This window comes from Streptomyces sp. NPDC086989 (assembly GCF_044745505.1).
Lineage (GTDB): Bacteria > Actinomycetota > Actinomycetes > Streptomycetales > Streptomycetaceae > Streptomyces.
Window position 1 is genome coordinate 297,768 of record NZ_JBIVAL010000011.1, and the last position, 14,053, is coordinate 311,820.

Genomic DNA, 14,053 nt, shown 5'->3' on the forward strand with positions numbered 1-14,053 from the left:
GCCGGCGGGGCGGGAGGCGGACCGTGACGCGGGGGGAGGAAGTGGGCGACCAGGGGGCCCAGGGACCCGCGCACCGTCGTGGTGGAGCAGCTCGCCACGGCCGTACTCCCCTCACCTCACGGTCGGCGGCTCACCTCACGGTCGGCGGCCGTCGCGCCCGACCCCGGCGTAGCCCTCCGCAACGCCGCATCCGTACCTGGAACTTGGAAACCTCGGGAAACCTGGCAGGCTTGGAAAACCTAGGACCTCTAGGTTATAACTAATACCCCTAGGAACGAGTGAGGGAAGGCGACGACGCATGGCGCGGGCAGGACTGACGGCGGAGCGCGTGACGGCCGCGGGCGCCGAACTGGCGGACGAGGCCGGACTCGACCGGGTGACCATGTCGCAGGTGGCGCGGCGGCTCGGCGTGAAGGACGCGAGCCTCTACACGCACGTGCGCAACCTGGAGGACCTGCGCGGACGGATCGCGTTGCTGGCCGCGGACGAGAAGACGATCCGCATCGCGGAGGCCACGGCCGGCCGGTCCGGCAAGGACGCACTGGTCGCGTTCGCCAACGCCTGGCGGGATTACGCCCACCGGCATCCCGGCCGCTACGCGGCGACCCAGACACCCATCGAGATCGACCCCGTCCTCGCCGCACAGGCACCCGGCCCGCGGCGCGCCGTCGAGCTGACGTACGGGATGCTGCGCGGCTACGGCCTCGCCGAGCCCGATCTGACGGACGCGGTCCGACTGCTGCGCAGCACGTTCCACGGGTTCGTCGCGCTGGAGGCAGCGGGCGGATTCGCCCACGCGCGGGCACCGCAGAGCTCCTGGCTCCGCGCCCTCGACGCCCTGCACACCCTCCTGGAGCACTGGCCCCCGCACGGAGAAGGAGACTCCGCATGACCGCCCCGACTTCCCGGCAGACTTCCGGCAGCCTGCGCGTGGACGGCGCGACCCTGCACTACGACGTACGCGGCCGGGGCCCGCTCCTGCTGCTCATCCCCGGCGGATCGGGCGGCGCGGCCTCCTTCGTCGGCGTCGCCGACGACCTGGCGGCCGAGTACACCGTCGCCACGTACGACCCCCGCGGCATGTCACGCAGCACGCTCGACGACCCCGAGGCCGAGCAGAGCGTCGCTGAGCACGCCGACGACGCACTGCGGATCCTGGACCTGCTCTCGCCGGAGGAACCCGCCCTGGTCTTCGGCAGCAGCTCGGGCGCGATCGCCGCCGTGCACCTGCTCGCCACCCGCCCCGAACGCGTCCGGCGCCTGGTGGCCCACGAACCGCCGCTGGTGGAGGTCCTGCCAGACGCGCCCGTGCACAGGGCCCTCCTCGTCCGCGTGCAGGAAACGCTGCGCACCCGGGGGCTCATGCCGGCGATGGCCGAGTTCGCCGCCGGCCTGAGGAAGGAGGACGGCGAGGACACGCCGCCCACGCCGGCACCCACGCCCGCACCCACGCCCGCACCCACACCCACTCCGCAGGCCGAGGTCGAGTTGCCGCCCGGTGCGGCGGCGCGGGCCGAGCGGACGATGGCCAACCTGCCTTACTTCGTGGGGCGCATCGTGCCCGCCTTCATGGGCCACGCCCCCGACGTCGACCGCCTCGCGGAGGTGTCGGACCGGCTCGTACTCGCGGGCGGCCAGGACTCCCGCGGCGAGCTGCCGTACCGTCCGGCCGCACTCCTGGCCGAGCGCCTCGGCAAGAACCTCCTGCACTTCCCCGGCGGCCACACCGGCCTGACCACACACCCCGGGGAATTCGCCGACACCCTCCGCAAAGCCCTCCGCGGACAGCTCCCGACCACGCCGGCCTGAACGGTCACCCACGGTCCCGCCATCAACGCATCAACCGCACGTTCCGGGAGCAGGCCGGCAAGGCCTGGTGACCGGGGGGCGCGTAGCGGCCACCCTGACGGTCGCAGGCCTGGGCGCAGCGGTGGAGGAGGCGGTGGCGGCGGACGCAGAGATGGTGGTGCCCGGCTCCCCGGCTCCCCGGCTCCCAACGGCCACCGCGTCGTACAGCGGCACCCCACGGCGGGGTCACCCACGGCGGGGTCTACGAGGGCTTCGGCCCCTCAGCCGTCCCCCTCAAGGGGACGGAGCGTGTCCGTCCGGGCCCGGGCGTCCGGGGCGGTCACGCGACCAGGCGCAGCCAGGCCTCGGCGAGCGCGGCGTGACCGGCCGGCGTCGGGTGGACGCCGTCCGCGGCCCAGTGCTCCGGGCCGGCCGTCGCGCCGAGTCCGGCGAACATGCCGTCGGCGGCGAGGAGTTGGGCGCCGTACCTGCGTGCGAGCTTGCGCACGACCTGGATCTTCGGGTCCAGGTCGGCGCGCCACGCGCTCCGCTCCTTCTCCCCGATGAGCACGGGACCGGCCTCGACCACACCGTGGACGGGCAGGAGGAACGGCTCGATGAGGATCAGCTCCGCGCCCGCCTCGGCGAGGGGCGCGAGCAGGCGGTCGTATCCCGCCTCGAACTCCTCCGCGGAGATCACGTACCCCTGGGGGTCGAGGCTGTGCCAGCCCATGTCGTTGACCCCGACGAGGATCGACACCACGTCCGGGCGCGCGTCGAGGACGTCCCGCTGCCAGCGGGCTTCGAGGTCCCTCACCTTGTGGCCCCCCATCCCGGTGTTCCGCCAGGTCACGGGCCGGTCCGGATGCCGGAGCCCCCATTCGCCCGCGATGCGCAGCGGGTAGCCGAACCCGAGGCCGTCTTCACTCTCCAGCCGTTGGCAGTCGGTGATGGAGTCGCCGGTGAACATGACGGTGCTTCCCGCACGGAGGGTGATGGCCATGGGCGCTCCCGGAACTGGGGGTGAGAAGAGGACCTCTCGAGGGTGCCGGACCACGCCGACATCGCACCGACGCCCCACCGCCAGCATCAGCCCCCGCCCCTGTTCCCGCCCCCGTCCCCGCCTCTGTCCTCATCCACGTTCCATTCGCCGGGCAGTGCCCCGTCGCAGAAGACGCAGACGAAGTCCTGCTCGCGCACGATGTTCAGCTGACCGCAGGCGGGACACCGGCGGAACACCACCTCGTGGGTGAACGCGGACGGAGGCACGATTCCGGCCGCGTCCAGGGCCCATGCGACCGCCGGCCATGAGCGGACGTCCGGGCAGTAGCCGGTCGACTGGTTGCTGACCTCGCTGACCGTCCACTGTCCGGACTCCACGCGAAAGGTGATTTCCCCGGCGCTCAGGACCGTTTCCCCACCCGCGCAGACGACGTGCTCGCTCCGACGCGGTGCCAGGCGCAGTACGCCCGTGGCGTCGACGACGAACGTGAAGGGCTCGGCCGACTCCTCCGGCGTCAGGCTCCGGGCCCAGGCGTCGAGGTCGGCTGCCGAGCGGATGCTCCGACCCCCGCCACCCGGCCGGACGAGCGCCAACAGGTCGGCCGGGCCCACGTACCGGTAGGCACGCCCCTGCATGTCCATGTCGCTCCCGCTCCCGCTTACAGCGCCGGTGGCGTCCAGCAGTCGGGGCCGCCGCCGCGCCAGTCGACGTGGGCCGGGTCCGTCAGGTCGAAGTCCTCCGCGTCCTCCATTCCCGTGGCGGCGAGGAAGACGGCTATGTCGCTGATCCGGTACGCAGTGCCCAGGCTCTGCCCGTCGTACCGCACCCGCCGCCAGCCGCGGTGGTCCGGGGGATGGACGACCAGTCGGGCGGCAGGGCCCGGCGCGTCGTGGCCCCGGTCGTTGCCGGGGCAGGCGCTGGTCATGCCGCCCTCGCCCACGCTCGGGACCGCGCCGCGCGGCGCAGCTCGGCGGGGCCACCCGCCGCACGGACCGGACGCGACCAGTACGGATGGACGGCGATCGCGCACGACAGGCCGATCAGCCTGCGCCGGAGCCCGGTATGGCCGGCCGACGCGGACAACCGGGCCAGTTCCCGGTACGTACGGAGCCAGTCGGCCTGGAGCCCGACCAGGTCGTCGGGGAAGGAGGCGGGGGAGGTGCACTGCATGCACCAATTCAAGCACGTGTTCGATTTACGGCGCGAGCCGGAGCACACCGCCCAGAACGAGTCCGGCTGCGCCGCAGCGCTAGCCGGTGGGACCGGCGGGGGGCGTCGTCCCGCCTGCGGTGACCAGGCCCGATTCGTACGCCGCGATGACCGCCTGGGCGCGGTCCCGGACGGCCAGCTTGTCGAAGATGCTCGTGATGTGGTTTTTGACCGTGGACAGGCTGATGTCCAGGGCGCCGGAGATGCCGGCGTTGTCGTGGCCGGTGGCCATCAGGCGCCACACCTCGACCTCGCGGGGCGTGAGTTCACCCGTCCCCGTCTCCCTCGTCGGGTTCGGCCGCGGATCGCGGGATGCCCGTACGTACGTGGAGATCAGCCGGGTGAGCAGGCGCGGTGCGACCGCGGCCTCGCCGGCGTGGACCGTACGGATCGCCGCGCTCAGGTCCTCCGGGGAGCTGTCCTTGGGCAGGAACCCGGAGGCGCCGGCGCGCAGCGCGCCCACGACGTACTCGTCGAGGTCGAACGTGCTGAGGGCCAGGACCCGGCAGCCGGGCACGGTGGCGGCGAGCTCCGCGGTCGCACCGACCCCGTCCAGGACGGGCATCCGGATGTCCATCACCACCACGTCGGGGTGCAGCTGACGGGCGAGGTTGACGGCCTGCGCGCCGTTCTCGGCCTCGCCGACCACCTCGAAGGAGGGTTCGGGGGACAGGATCAGCGACAGTCCGCGCCGCACCAGCGGCTGGTCGTCCGCGATCAGGACCCTGATCCGGGCCGTGGGCGCGGTCGGCCCGCTCTCGGCTCCCGCTCCCGCCCCCCTTGCCGTTCCCGCTCCCCTTGCCGTTCCGGTTCCCGTTGCCGTTCCGTTTTCGGTCATCGCCGTGCCCCTTCGTGCTGGACGGCCGCCTCGGCCGCCTCGTCCGAACCCAGCGGCAGCTCGGCCACCACGGCGAAGCCCCCGTCGGCCTGCGGGCCCGTGGTGAGGGTGCCCCCGTGCAGCGCCACGCGCTCGCGCATGCCGATCAGGCCGTAGCCGCCCGAGCCCGCCGACGGCGCCGCGTCGTGAACTGCCGTGCCCCCGCCGCCCCCGCCGACGTCCCGTACCTCCACCGTGACCCGGTCCTGCCGGTACGTCAGCCGTACGGACGCCCCGGCGGGCCCCGCGTACTTGCGGGCGTTGGTCAGGGCTTCCTGGACGATCCGGAACACCGTGAGGCCGAGGGTCGGCGGCAGCGGGCGCTGCTCCCCGTGGACGCCGAACTCGGTGGGCAGTCCGGCGAGCCGCGATTCGGCGACCAGGCGGTCGAGGTCGCCGGCGCCGGGCTGGGGCTGCGAGAGCTCGGCCTCCGGCTCGTCGCCGGCCCGCAGTACGTCGAGCAGTTGGCGCATCTCGCGCAGTGCCAGCCGCCCCGAGGACTCAAGGGTGACCAGGGCGTCGCGGACCACTTCCGGATCGCCGATGTTGGCCCGGGCGCCGCCGGCCATGAGCTGCATGGTGGTGATGTGGTGGGCCACGATGTCGTGCAGTTCCCGGGCGATGCGGCGGCGTTCGTCGGCCACGGCGCGGTCGGCGAGGAGCCTGCGGTTGGCCGCGACCTCGTGCTGCCAGCGGTTGACCACCAGGGCGGTGCCAATGACGATCAAGGTGGAGGCCGGTGCGGAAACGGCGGCCTGCCAGGACGGGAGCCGGCCGTGGCTCTGGCTCAGCAGCGTCACCGACACCGTTGCCACGGCGGCGCCCGCCGTGACCCGGCCGGGGCGGGCGCGCGCGACCGCGTACAGGGCGACGATCAGCACGGCACCGAAGTGGGTGGACAGCGGCACGGTCAGGCTGGCCGCCCCGTCGAGCGCCAGCACGGCGGCGAGCACCGCGACGGGGTGGGTGCGCCGGGCGAGCAGCGGCACGGCCCCCAGCGCGACGAGCAGGAACCCGAACACGCTCACGACGTGTTGGACCTGTCCCGCTCCCTGTCCGTGTCCCTGGCCGGCGGCGTCGTTGAAGAACACGTAGCTGAGCAGGTTCAACGCGCACGCGCCGCCGGCGACCAGTGCGTCGTTGCGCGTCCACGAAGGCACGCCGGTGTCGTCGCCGTAGCCGCCGTAGCCGCCGTAGCCGCCGTTGCCGCCGCTGTCGCCGACTTCACCGCCGGCGTCAGGCAGCTCCCCGGCATCGCCGGGCCCGAGATCTCGGCTTCTGGGCATGTCTGTTCCCTGTTCCCTGCATCCGGCCTGCTCCCGGCCCCACCCGCACAGGGTTGCACAACACCCGCGTGACCAGGACCGCAGCCGGGACTAGGCCCTGTCGTCAAACTCCCGTCGTCGCCCGGAGGGCGGCCCCGCGGCGTCTGGTGCGTGCTCTCGGCGCGCCGGGCGGAAGACCGCGTACTGGACGTACTTGGCTTTTCGCCCGGTGCGGCGAGAGCGCGTGCCAGGCGTCGCGGGGCAGACGGCAGTTTGACGACAGGGCCTAGGACCAGGGTCCCGGTCGCCGCCCGGTCCGGGACCCAGGGCCCCGGTGCGGATCATCCGCTGCCCCGACGCCCGACCGCACCCCGCGCTGATGGTCTGGACACCGGCCGGGAGCCCCCCGGCAGCCATCCGCATCCTGCACCCCAACGCGTCCGCCGGAGGACCCATCGTGATCCGCGCCCTGACCGGATACTCCACCAGACACCCCTGGAAGGTCATCACCCTCTGGATGGTGCTCGGTCTCGCACTGAGCGCCCTCGCCCCGCTCCTGCTCGCCCGCGTCACCCAGAACCAGACCGGGGAGTTCCTGCCCCGCAGTTACGACTCCGCCGCCGCGCTGCACATCGCCCAGGAGCAGTTCGGGGCCGATCCCGACGCGACCACCGTGACGCTGCTCGTGGCCCGGGCCGACGGCGAGCCCCTCGCCGACGCCGACCGGAAGCGGATCGAGGCCGAGGCGGCGAAGCTGGCCCAGCGCCGGGTGGTCATGCCGAGGAAGGACGACAGGCCGGAGTTCATGGTCCCCGACCGCTCCCAGACGCCCCGGATCGCCCCGGCGATGACGGCGCCCGACCGGAGCTTCGAACTGCTCACCGTCGCGCTGCTCGGCAATCCCGCGGACGAGGGCGTCCAGGGCGTCTACCGGGCCTTCCGTGACTCCGCCCGGACGCAGTTCGCCGAGGCGGGGATGCGTACGGGCTTCACCGGGGGCCTCGCGGACAGCGTCGACACCGCCGACGCCCACGAGACCGCCACGAAGGCCGGCGGCATCCTCGTCACGGTGCTGATCGTGCTGCTCAACGTGCTGGTCTTCCGCAGCGTGCTGGCGGCCGTGCTGCCGCTGCTCGCGTCCGCCATGATCATCGGCGTGGCGGGAACGGCCGTCGCGGGCGCCGCCATGCTCACCGGACTCAAGCTCGACGCGAGCACCCCGGGGCTGATCAATCCGGTCCTGCTCGGCATCGGCATCGACTACCTGCTGTTCCTGATGTTCCGCTTCCGCGAGCAACTGCGGGCCCGGCCCGGGCAGTCCGCGCGCGAGGCGGCCGCGCAGGTCTCCGCCCGGGTGGGCACCGCGATCACCTCCGCGGCGCTGACGATCGTGGCCGCGTTCGCAACGCTGGGCGTGGCGACCTTCGGACAGTTCCGCTCGCTGGGCCCCGCCATCGCCGTCGCCGTACTGGTGATGCTGCTCGGCAGCCTGACCCTGATGCCGGCGCTGCTCGCGGCCGCCGGGCGCAAGATGTTCTGGCCCTCCCGGACCCTGCGCCGCGAGCCGCCCGAGGGCCGGTCCGCCCGCTTCGGCGCGCTGGTCGCGCGACGCCCGCTGATGATGCTGACGGCCTCCGTCGCCCTCCTCGCCGCACTGGCCGCCGGGATGCTCGGCATCCGCATGGACTACGGGCAGGGCGACTCCGGGGCCCGTACCCCGGCGGCGGCCACCGCCGCCGAGGTCACCCGCGCCCTGCCGGCCGGTGTGTCCGACCCGACGAGCGTCTTCGTCACCGCGAAGGACGGGGGCACCCTCACCGCCGACCGGCTGGGCGGCCTCGCCCGTGCACTCACCCGGGTCGAGGGCGTGGGGCAGGTGGGGCAGACCGTCCTGAACGAGGACCACCGGGCCGCCCGCATCGACGTCTACCCGACCGCGGACCCGCAGAGCCAACAGGCCCGGGACCTGGCCTCCGGACCGATCCGGGCCGCCGTGGCCGCCCACACGCCCGCCGGGACGACGGCCCATGTGGGCGGAACCGCCGCGGTCTTCGCCGACATCGCCGCCGCCGTCGACCACGACCTGACCATCGTCTTCCCGGTCGCGGCCGCGCTGATCGCGCTGATCCTGCTGCTGCTCCTGCGCAGCCTGCTCGCCCCGGTGGTGCTGATGCTGTCCGTCGGACTCGGCTTCGCCGCCACCCTCGGCGCCGCCACCCTCCTCTTCCAGCACGGCCTCGGCCGGCCGGGCGTCAGCTTCACCCTCCCGCTGGTGCTGTTCCTGTTCGTCGTGGCCCTGGGCACCGACTACAACATCCTGATCACCGACCGGATCCGGGAGGAGATGAGCCGCCCGGGCCCGGCCCGCGCCGCCGTCGCCCGCGCGCTGCGGCACACGGCGCCGGCCATCGCGACGGCCGGTCTGATCCTGGCGGGTTCCTTCGCCACCCTCGCGACGACCCCGGGCACCGAGCAGGTCGCCTTCGCGATGACGCTCGGCATCCTGCTCTCGGCGCTGCTGCTGTCCCTGGTGCTGGTCCCCGCCGTCGCGGCCCTCCTGGGCCGGAGCCTGTGGTGGCCGACCCGCCCCCGCCCCACCCACCCGCGCCCGACCCCCGGCGCCCATCCGCACGACCCCGCCCGGAACCCGGAACCAGCCCGGATCACGGCGTAGGCCGTCGGTAAACCCTGTCATCAGCCGTCATCGGATCGGACGGGACCGGCGCCTCCGCCGGTCCCGGAAACACAGGTGTATTCGACGTCCGCCGCGCCTGTCGTCATTCGTTCCTCCGACGACATAAAGGCGCGGAGGCCGAGGACCGCTTAATCCGGGTCGGATGGTCCGGGTGCGGACGGGCCTGCGGGCGTCGGGAGCGCAATAGGCGATATACGGAAAGGCGGAATGCGCGGCACGTCGTACGGTCGCGTACGGTCCGCCGTCCATGGGTTCAGCCGCAGGGACACGGATTCACGAGGTAAGTCAAGACTTACCTTCAGGGGGATTTGATCGTATGGTGTGGCTCGAATCGAAGGAGCCCCCTGTTGTCGAAAACAAATGATTCCGCTGTGCGTGCAGTTGCATCGGAGCGGGGTTATGTGTCCTCCTTGTATGAGTTGCTCACCGAGCGGATTTCCGAGGCGCGAGGGCAGCGAGCGAGCTTACTGAAGGCCCCGGCGGAAAGCGCCGCTGAGGCATACGAGAAAGAAATCGCCGCCGATCGTCTGACCAAGGAGATCGGCCGGCTGGAGGGAGCCGAAAAGGGGCTCGTCTTCGGACGTATCGACTGGACGGACGGCACGGCCCTGCGCATCGGTCGGATCGGACTGCACACGGAGGAGGACGACCTGCCTCTGCTCGTGGACTGGCGCGCGAACGCGGCGCGGCCCTTCTACGAGGCGACACCGGTCCACCCGATGGACCTGCGGCGGCGCCGGCACCTGCGCCTCGAGGGGCGCACGGTCGTCTCGGTGAGCGACGAACTGCTGGACGGGACCGCCCCGACCGACGAGGACGTCGTGGGTGACGGCCCGTTGACCGAGGCTCTGTCGGCGCGGCGTACGGGCAGGATGCACGCGGCCGTCGCGACGCTGCAGGCCGAGCAGGACGAGATCGTCCGCTCAGCCCACCGCGGGGTGACGGTGGTGCAGGGCGGCCCCGGCACCGGCAAGACGGTGGTCGCCCTGCACCGGGCGGCCTACGTCCTGTACGCGTTCCCGCGCGCCGCGGAGGAGGGTGTCCTGGTGGTGGGCCCGAACGCCCGGTTCCTCGACTACATCTCCCAGGTCCTGCCCTCGCTCGGAGAGAACGACGTCGTCCTGGCGACCTGCCCGGAACTGGCCGGAGTGTCCACGGACACGGTGGACCCGTTCGACACGGCGCGCCTCAAGGGCGGCTCCGGCCTCGCCGACGCCTTGGCCGGCCTGCTGCGCGACCACCAGGCCCCCACAGGTGACTTCACCGTGCGGGTCGGACGGGAACTGGTGCACCTGTCCGGCGAGGAGGTCGCGACGGCACGCGACGCCGCCGTGGCGGCCGTACCGGGGCACAACCCCGCACGCCAGGTGTTCCGGGAGCTCTTGGCCGACGCCGTCACCGACGCGATGCAACGGGACATGGGCGACCTCCTGGAGCAGATCGACGCCGATGCCGAAAGGATGACGGGCATCGACCTCGACCGGTTCACGGGAGCCGACCGGAGCCGTGCCGAAGGCGCGGCCGACCCGGATCCGGCCCACGAGCTGGACGTGGACGCCATCCGGGCCGACCTCCTCGAGGACGCCGGCGTAAACCGAGCGGTCGAGGCGTTGTGGCCGCGGCTGGCAGCCAGTGACCTCGTGAGGGCGCTCCTGACGGACGCCGGCGCTCTCGCCGAGCACCTGCCCCACCTGACCGCGCAGGAGCGGTCCCTTCTGCTGCGCGGTCCGGACGACCCGTGGACCGATGCCGACGTGCCGCTGCTGGACGAGGCGGCGAGCCTGGTCGACGGACCCCCCGAGCGGACGTACGGGCACGTCGTCGTCGACGAGGCACAGGAACTGACCGCGATGCAGTGGCGGATGATCGTCCGCCGCTGCCCGGCGCGGGCGATGACACTGGTGGGTGACTTCGCCCAGGCGGGCCCGGTCGCGGCAGCACGCGGCTGGAAGGAAGCACTGGGCCCCCACGTCGGACCGCGGTTCAAACTGCACAACCTGACCGTCAGCTACCGCACCACGCAGGAGATCCTGGAGAGCGTCCGGGACCTGCTCACGCGGATCGCCCCGGACCAGGAGCCCACACGGTCACTGCGAAGCGGTGAGAGCCCTCGCACCGTGGCCACGCCTCCGGGCGGGTCGGTCACCGCCGTCGTCCGGGAACTCCGCGCCCAGAGCACCGCGCACCCGGGCGAGCTTCTGGGAGTGATCTGCGCGGACACCAAGGTGAGCGAGCTGACGGCCCGGGGCGTCGCCCACCACGCACGCATCGTGCCGGCGTCCGAAGCACGCGGCCTGGAATTCGACGGGGTCGTCGTCATGGACCCCGACGAGATCATCACGGCCCGACCCGGTGGGGAAAGGGACCTGTACGTGGCCCTGACCCGGGCCACCAAGCGCCTGTGCACCGTCACCGTCCAGCCCGCCTGACGACTCCTGTCGGCCGGGCCCACCGCTACGGGCCCACCGCTACGGGGCCGCGGAGCAGGGCCCCGCATCGCGCGCAGTGGCACACATGACAAAGGCAAGGAGGGCGTTGCCCACTCCTTGCCACTATCAAGATATAGCGCACAGGGGGCCTTGCGGCAAGGCCCCGGTCATGTTGCAGAATCTCCGACCGGACCCGGAAACAGCCGGAAATCGGGGATTCGCGAAGTACGTACGCGTTCGACGGCGTACGGGCCGGGCCGGTCGCAGGCGCGCAGCGGCCGGTCGAAGGGCAACGCGCTCAATGGGGGTATTCATGACCGAAGCAGATACGACCGTGAACCAGCACACAGACCCGGACACACACCTGGCCGCGGACCCGGACACAGACCTGGCCGCGGACCTGGACGCGGACGTGATCGTGGCCGGTGGCGGGCCGACCGGCCTGATGCTGGCCTGCGAGCTGCGCCTGCACGGCGTGCGGGTGCTCGTACTGGAGAAGGAGACGGAGCCGACCCAGCAGTCCCGCGCCCAGGGGCTGCACGCGCGCAGCATCGAGGTCATGGCCCAGCGCGGTCTGCTGGACCGGTTCCTCGCACTCGGCAAGCAGTACATGGTCGGCGGCTTCTTCGCCGGTCTCGCCAAGTCCTGGCCGGAGCGGATGGACACGGCGCATTCGTACGTCCTCCACATCCCGCAGACCACCACCGAGCGGCTGCTGACCGAGCACGCCGTCGAGGCCGGCGTCGAGATCCGGCGCGGCTGCGAGGTGGTCGGGCTGGCCCAGGACGACCGCGGGGTGAGCGTCGAGCTGGCCGACGGTACGCGGCTGCGCTCGCGCTACGCCGTCGGCTGCGACGGCGGCCGCAGCACGGTGCGCAAGCTGCTCGGCGTCGCCTTCCCCGGCGAGCCCTCCCGCGTCGAGACGCTGTTGGGCGTGATGAAGCTGGACGTGGACCCGCAGACGCTGGCCGACGTGACGGCCGAAGTGCGCAAGACGCAGCTGCGGTTCGGCGCCATGCCCATGGAGGACGGCGAGTACCGGGTCGTCGTGCCCGCCGAGGGGGTGGCCGAGGACCGCGCGGCCGCGCCGACCCTGGAGGAGTTCAAGCAGCAGCTGCGGGCGTACGGCGGCACCGACTTCGGCGCGCACTCGCCGCGCTGGCTCTCCCGCTTCGGCGACGCGACCCGCCAGGCCGAGCAGTACCGCGTCGGCCGGGTGCTGCTGGCCGGCGACGCGGCGCACATCCACCCGCCGACCGGCGGCCAGGGCCTCAACCTCGGTCTCCAGGACGCGTTCAACCTGGGCTGGAAGCTGGCCGCGGAGGTCGCCGGCTGGGCACCGGCAGGCCTGCTGGACAGTTACCACGCCGAACGGCACCCGGTGGCGGCCGACGTACTGGACAACACCCGCGCGCAGATCCAGCTGATGTCGTCCGAGCCGGGCGCGCAGGCGGTGCGCCGGCTGATGGCGGAACTGGTGGAGTTCGAGGAGGTGAACCGGTACCTCATCGAGAAGATCACCGCGATCGCGGTCCGCTACGACTTCGGCGCGGGCCACGAGCTCCTCGGCCGGCGGCTGCGGGACCTCCAGCTGAAGCGGGGCCGCCTGTACGACCTGACGCACGCGGGCCGCGGCCTGCTCCTCGACCAGACCGGCCGCCTCTCGGTGGCCGGCTGGGCGGACCGGGTCGACCACGTCGTCGACGTCAGCGAGGAGCTCGACGTGCCCGCGGTGCTCCTGCGCCCGGACGGTCACGTCGCCTGGGTCGGCGAGGACCAGCAGGACCTCCACGCCCACCTCCCCGTGTGGTTCGGCCCCGCCACGGCCTGACCGCACCACTGCGGGCCTCCCGGGCCGGGAGGCCCGCACGGGGCCGGTCGCCCGTCGCCCGGCGGCGCGGGCACGGGCGCGGGCATGGGCCGAGTCGCCGGGCAGCATGCCGGGGCGCGTCGCGCAGGCTAGGCGGGCTGTTCGGGTGCCGAGGCCGTGATCACCGCGAACGTGCCGCCCTGCGGGTCCGACAGGACGGCCATCCGGCCCGCCGGCATGTCGAAGGCCGGAGCCATGACGTCGGCGCCGGCCCGCACCGCGGCGGCCTGGACGCTGTCCACGTCGTCCACGTGGAAGTACGGCAGCCAGTGGGGCGGCACTCCGGCCGGCAGCGCGGACAGGTCCATCATCCCGCCGACCGCCCGGCCCCCGACCTTGAACTCGGTGTACCCCTCGGCACCCGGCATCTGCGACGCGGCGGTGCTGATCGGGAGGACGGCCGAGTAGAACTCGGCGGCGGCGCGGGTGTCACCGGTGCTCAGCTCGCTCCAGATCAGCGCACCGTGTTCGTTGACGATGCCCGCGCCGTCGAAGCTGCCGGCCTGCCAGAGGCCGACGGTCGCGCCGGTCGGGTCGGTGATGAGGGCCATCCGCCCGAGGTCCATCACGTCCATCGGGCCCATCATGACGCTGCCGCCCGCGTCGGTGACCGACTTGAGGGTGGCGTCGATCGCGTCGGTCGCCAGGTACGTCGTCCAGACGGTCGGCGGCATCGGGTCGGGCACGGTGCCGTCCGGGTTGGACGCCTTCATGATGCCGGCGACCGGCTTGCCCTTGAGCTGGCAGACCGAGTACCCGCCGGTCTCCGGCGGTCCGACCTCTCCCTGCCAGCCGAACAGGTCGCAGTAGAAGTCGAGGGCGGACTGCTGGTCGGGGACCATCAGGTCGATCCAGCAGGGAGTGCCGGGCTTGTAGGGGCCGTTCATGTCGGGCACGGGGCCTCCGCGTGGCGGGAA

Annotated in this window: 12 protein-coding genes; 5 read left to right on the plus strand and 7 right to left on the minus strand. The window is 72.8% G+C overall.

From position 1 onward, the window contains the following. Positions 1–298 precede the first annotated feature (298 nt). Positions 299–892: a TetR/AcrR family transcriptional regulator gene (locus ACIPK4_RS26825; protein WP_402316779.1), complete on the plus strand. Its 594-nt coding sequence runs from the start codon at positions 299–301 to the stop codon at positions 890–892. After that, complete coding sequence (locus ACIPK4_RS26830; RefSeq protein ID WP_402316782.1) at positions 889–1,809, plus strand: alpha/beta fold hydrolase; 921 nt, start codon at positions 889–891, stop codon at positions 1,807–1,809. Before ACIPK4_RS26825 ends, ACIPK4_RS26830 begins: the two co-directional genes overlap by 4 nt. 319 nt (positions 1,810–2,128) lie before the next feature. On the opposite strand, the gene ACIPK4_RS26835 is transcribed toward ACIPK4_RS26830, so the two are convergent. The 6 genes from ACIPK4_RS26835 to ACIPK4_RS26860 all read right to left on the minus strand — a co-directional run bounded on the left by ACIPK4_RS26835 (position 2,129) and on the right by ACIPK4_RS26860 (position 6,163). Next, entirely contained in the window at positions 2,129–2,791 is a 663-nt protein-coding gene (locus tag ACIPK4_RS26835) for an SGNH/GDSL hydrolase family protein (RefSeq protein WP_402316784.1), read from the minus strand. 86 nt (positions 2,792–2,877) lie between these two features. Next, complete coding sequence (locus ACIPK4_RS26840; RefSeq protein WP_402316787.1) at positions 2,878–3,432, minus strand: hypothetical protein; 555 nt, start codon at positions 3,430–3,432, stop codon at positions 2,878–2,880. A gap of 17 nt (positions 3,433–3,449) precedes the next feature. Next, positions 3,450–3,716, minus strand: a complete 267-nt coding sequence (locus ACIPK4_RS26845) for a hypothetical protein (RefSeq protein ID WP_054223900.1) — start codon at positions 3,714–3,716, stop codon at positions 3,450–3,452. Then, a complete protein-coding gene (locus tag ACIPK4_RS26850) occupies positions 3,713–3,961 on the minus strand; it encodes a hypothetical protein (protein WP_376196056.1) in 249 nt (82 codons plus the stop codon). The genes ACIPK4_RS26845 and ACIPK4_RS26850 overlap by 4 nt, the downstream gene beginning before the upstream one ends. Positions 3,962–4,040: 79 nt before the next feature. After that, positions 4,041–4,838: a response regulator gene (locus ACIPK4_RS26855; RefSeq protein ID WP_402316790.1), complete on the minus strand. Its 798-nt coding sequence runs from the start codon at positions 4,836–4,838 to the stop codon at positions 4,041–4,043. After that, positions 4,835–6,163 (minus strand): sensor histidine kinase, encoded by a 1,329-nt coding sequence (locus tag ACIPK4_RS26860; protein ID WP_402316793.1) that lies wholly within the window; start codon positions 6,161–6,163, stop codon positions 4,835–4,837. Before ACIPK4_RS26860 ends, ACIPK4_RS26855 begins: the two co-directional genes overlap by 4 nt. A gap of 358 nt (positions 6,164–6,521) precedes the next feature. Here ACIPK4_RS26860 and ACIPK4_RS26865 point away from each other — a divergent pair, with 358 nt between their 5' ends. The 3 genes from ACIPK4_RS26865 to rox all read left to right on the plus strand — a co-directional run bounded on the left by ACIPK4_RS26865 (position 6,522) and on the right by rox (position 13,097). Further along, positions 6,522–8,816, plus strand: a complete 2,295-nt coding sequence (locus tag ACIPK4_RS26865; protein ID WP_402316796.1) for an MMPL family transporter — start codon at positions 6,522–6,524, stop codon at positions 8,814–8,816. Positions 8,817–9,238: 422 nt separating this feature from the next. Continuing rightward, on the plus strand, positions 9,239–11,266 hold the full coding sequence (locus tag ACIPK4_RS26870; RefSeq protein ID WP_402316799.1) for a HelD family protein: 2,028 nt from the start codon (positions 9,239–9,241) through the stop codon (positions 11,264–11,266). 313 nt (positions 11,267–11,579) lie between these two features. Beyond that, a complete protein-coding gene (gene rox, locus ACIPK4_RS26875; RefSeq protein WP_402316801.1) occupies positions 11,580–13,097 on the plus strand; it encodes a rifampin monooxygenase in 1,518 nt (505 codons plus the stop codon). A 128-nt stretch (positions 13,098–13,225) separates the two neighbouring features. Here rox and ACIPK4_RS26880 read toward each other — a convergent pair whose 3' ends face one another. After that, positions 13,226–14,023 (minus strand): VOC family protein, encoded by a 798-nt coding sequence (locus tag ACIPK4_RS26880; RefSeq protein ID WP_402316895.1) that lies wholly within the window; start codon positions 14,021–14,023, stop codon positions 13,226–13,228. Positions 14,024–14,053 lie beyond the last annotated feature (30 nt).

Bases quoted from the DNA above. Each gene is read 5' to 3' on its own strand.
- ACIPK4_RS26825 (WP_402316779.1), top strand. From the start codon at position 299: ATGGCGCGGGCAGGACTGACGGCGGAGCGCGTGACGGCCGCGGGCGCC.
- ACIPK4_RS26830 (WP_402316782.1), top strand. From the start codon at position 889: ATGACCGCCCCGACTTCCCGGCAGACTTCCGGCAGCCTGCGCGTGGAC.
- ACIPK4_RS26835 (WP_402316784.1), bottom strand. From the start codon at position 2,791: ATGGCCATCACCCTCCGTGCGGGAAGCACCGTCATGTTCACCGGCGAC.
- ACIPK4_RS26840 (WP_402316787.1), bottom strand. From the start codon at position 3,432: ATGGACATGCAGGGGCGTGCCTACCGGTACGTGGGCCCGGCCGACCTG.
- ACIPK4_RS26845 (WP_054223900.1), bottom strand. From the start codon at position 3,716: ATGACCAGCGCCTGCCCCGGCAACGACCGGGGCCACGACGCGCCGGGC.
- ACIPK4_RS26850 (WP_376196056.1), bottom strand. From the start codon at position 3,961: ATGCAGTGCACCTCCCCCGCCTCCTTCCCCGACGACCTGGTCGGGCTC.
- ACIPK4_RS26855 (WP_402316790.1), bottom strand. From the start codon at position 4,838: ATGACCGAAAACGGAACGGCAACGGGAACCGGAACGGCAAGGGGAGCG.
- ACIPK4_RS26860 (WP_402316793.1), bottom strand. From the start codon at position 6,163: ATGCCCAGAAGCCGAGATCTCGGGCCCGGCGATGCCGGGGAGCTGCCT.
- ACIPK4_RS26865 (WP_402316796.1), top strand. From the start codon at position 6,522: ATGGTCTGGACACCGGCCGGGAGCCCCCCGGCAGCCATCCGCATCCTG.
- rox (WP_402316801.1), top strand. From the start codon at position 11,580: ATGACCGAAGCAGATACGACCGTGAACCAGCACACAGACCCGGACACA.
- ACIPK4_RS26880 (WP_402316895.1), bottom strand. From the start codon at position 14,023: ATGAACGGCCCCTACAAGCCCGGCACTCCCTGCTGGATCGACCTGATG.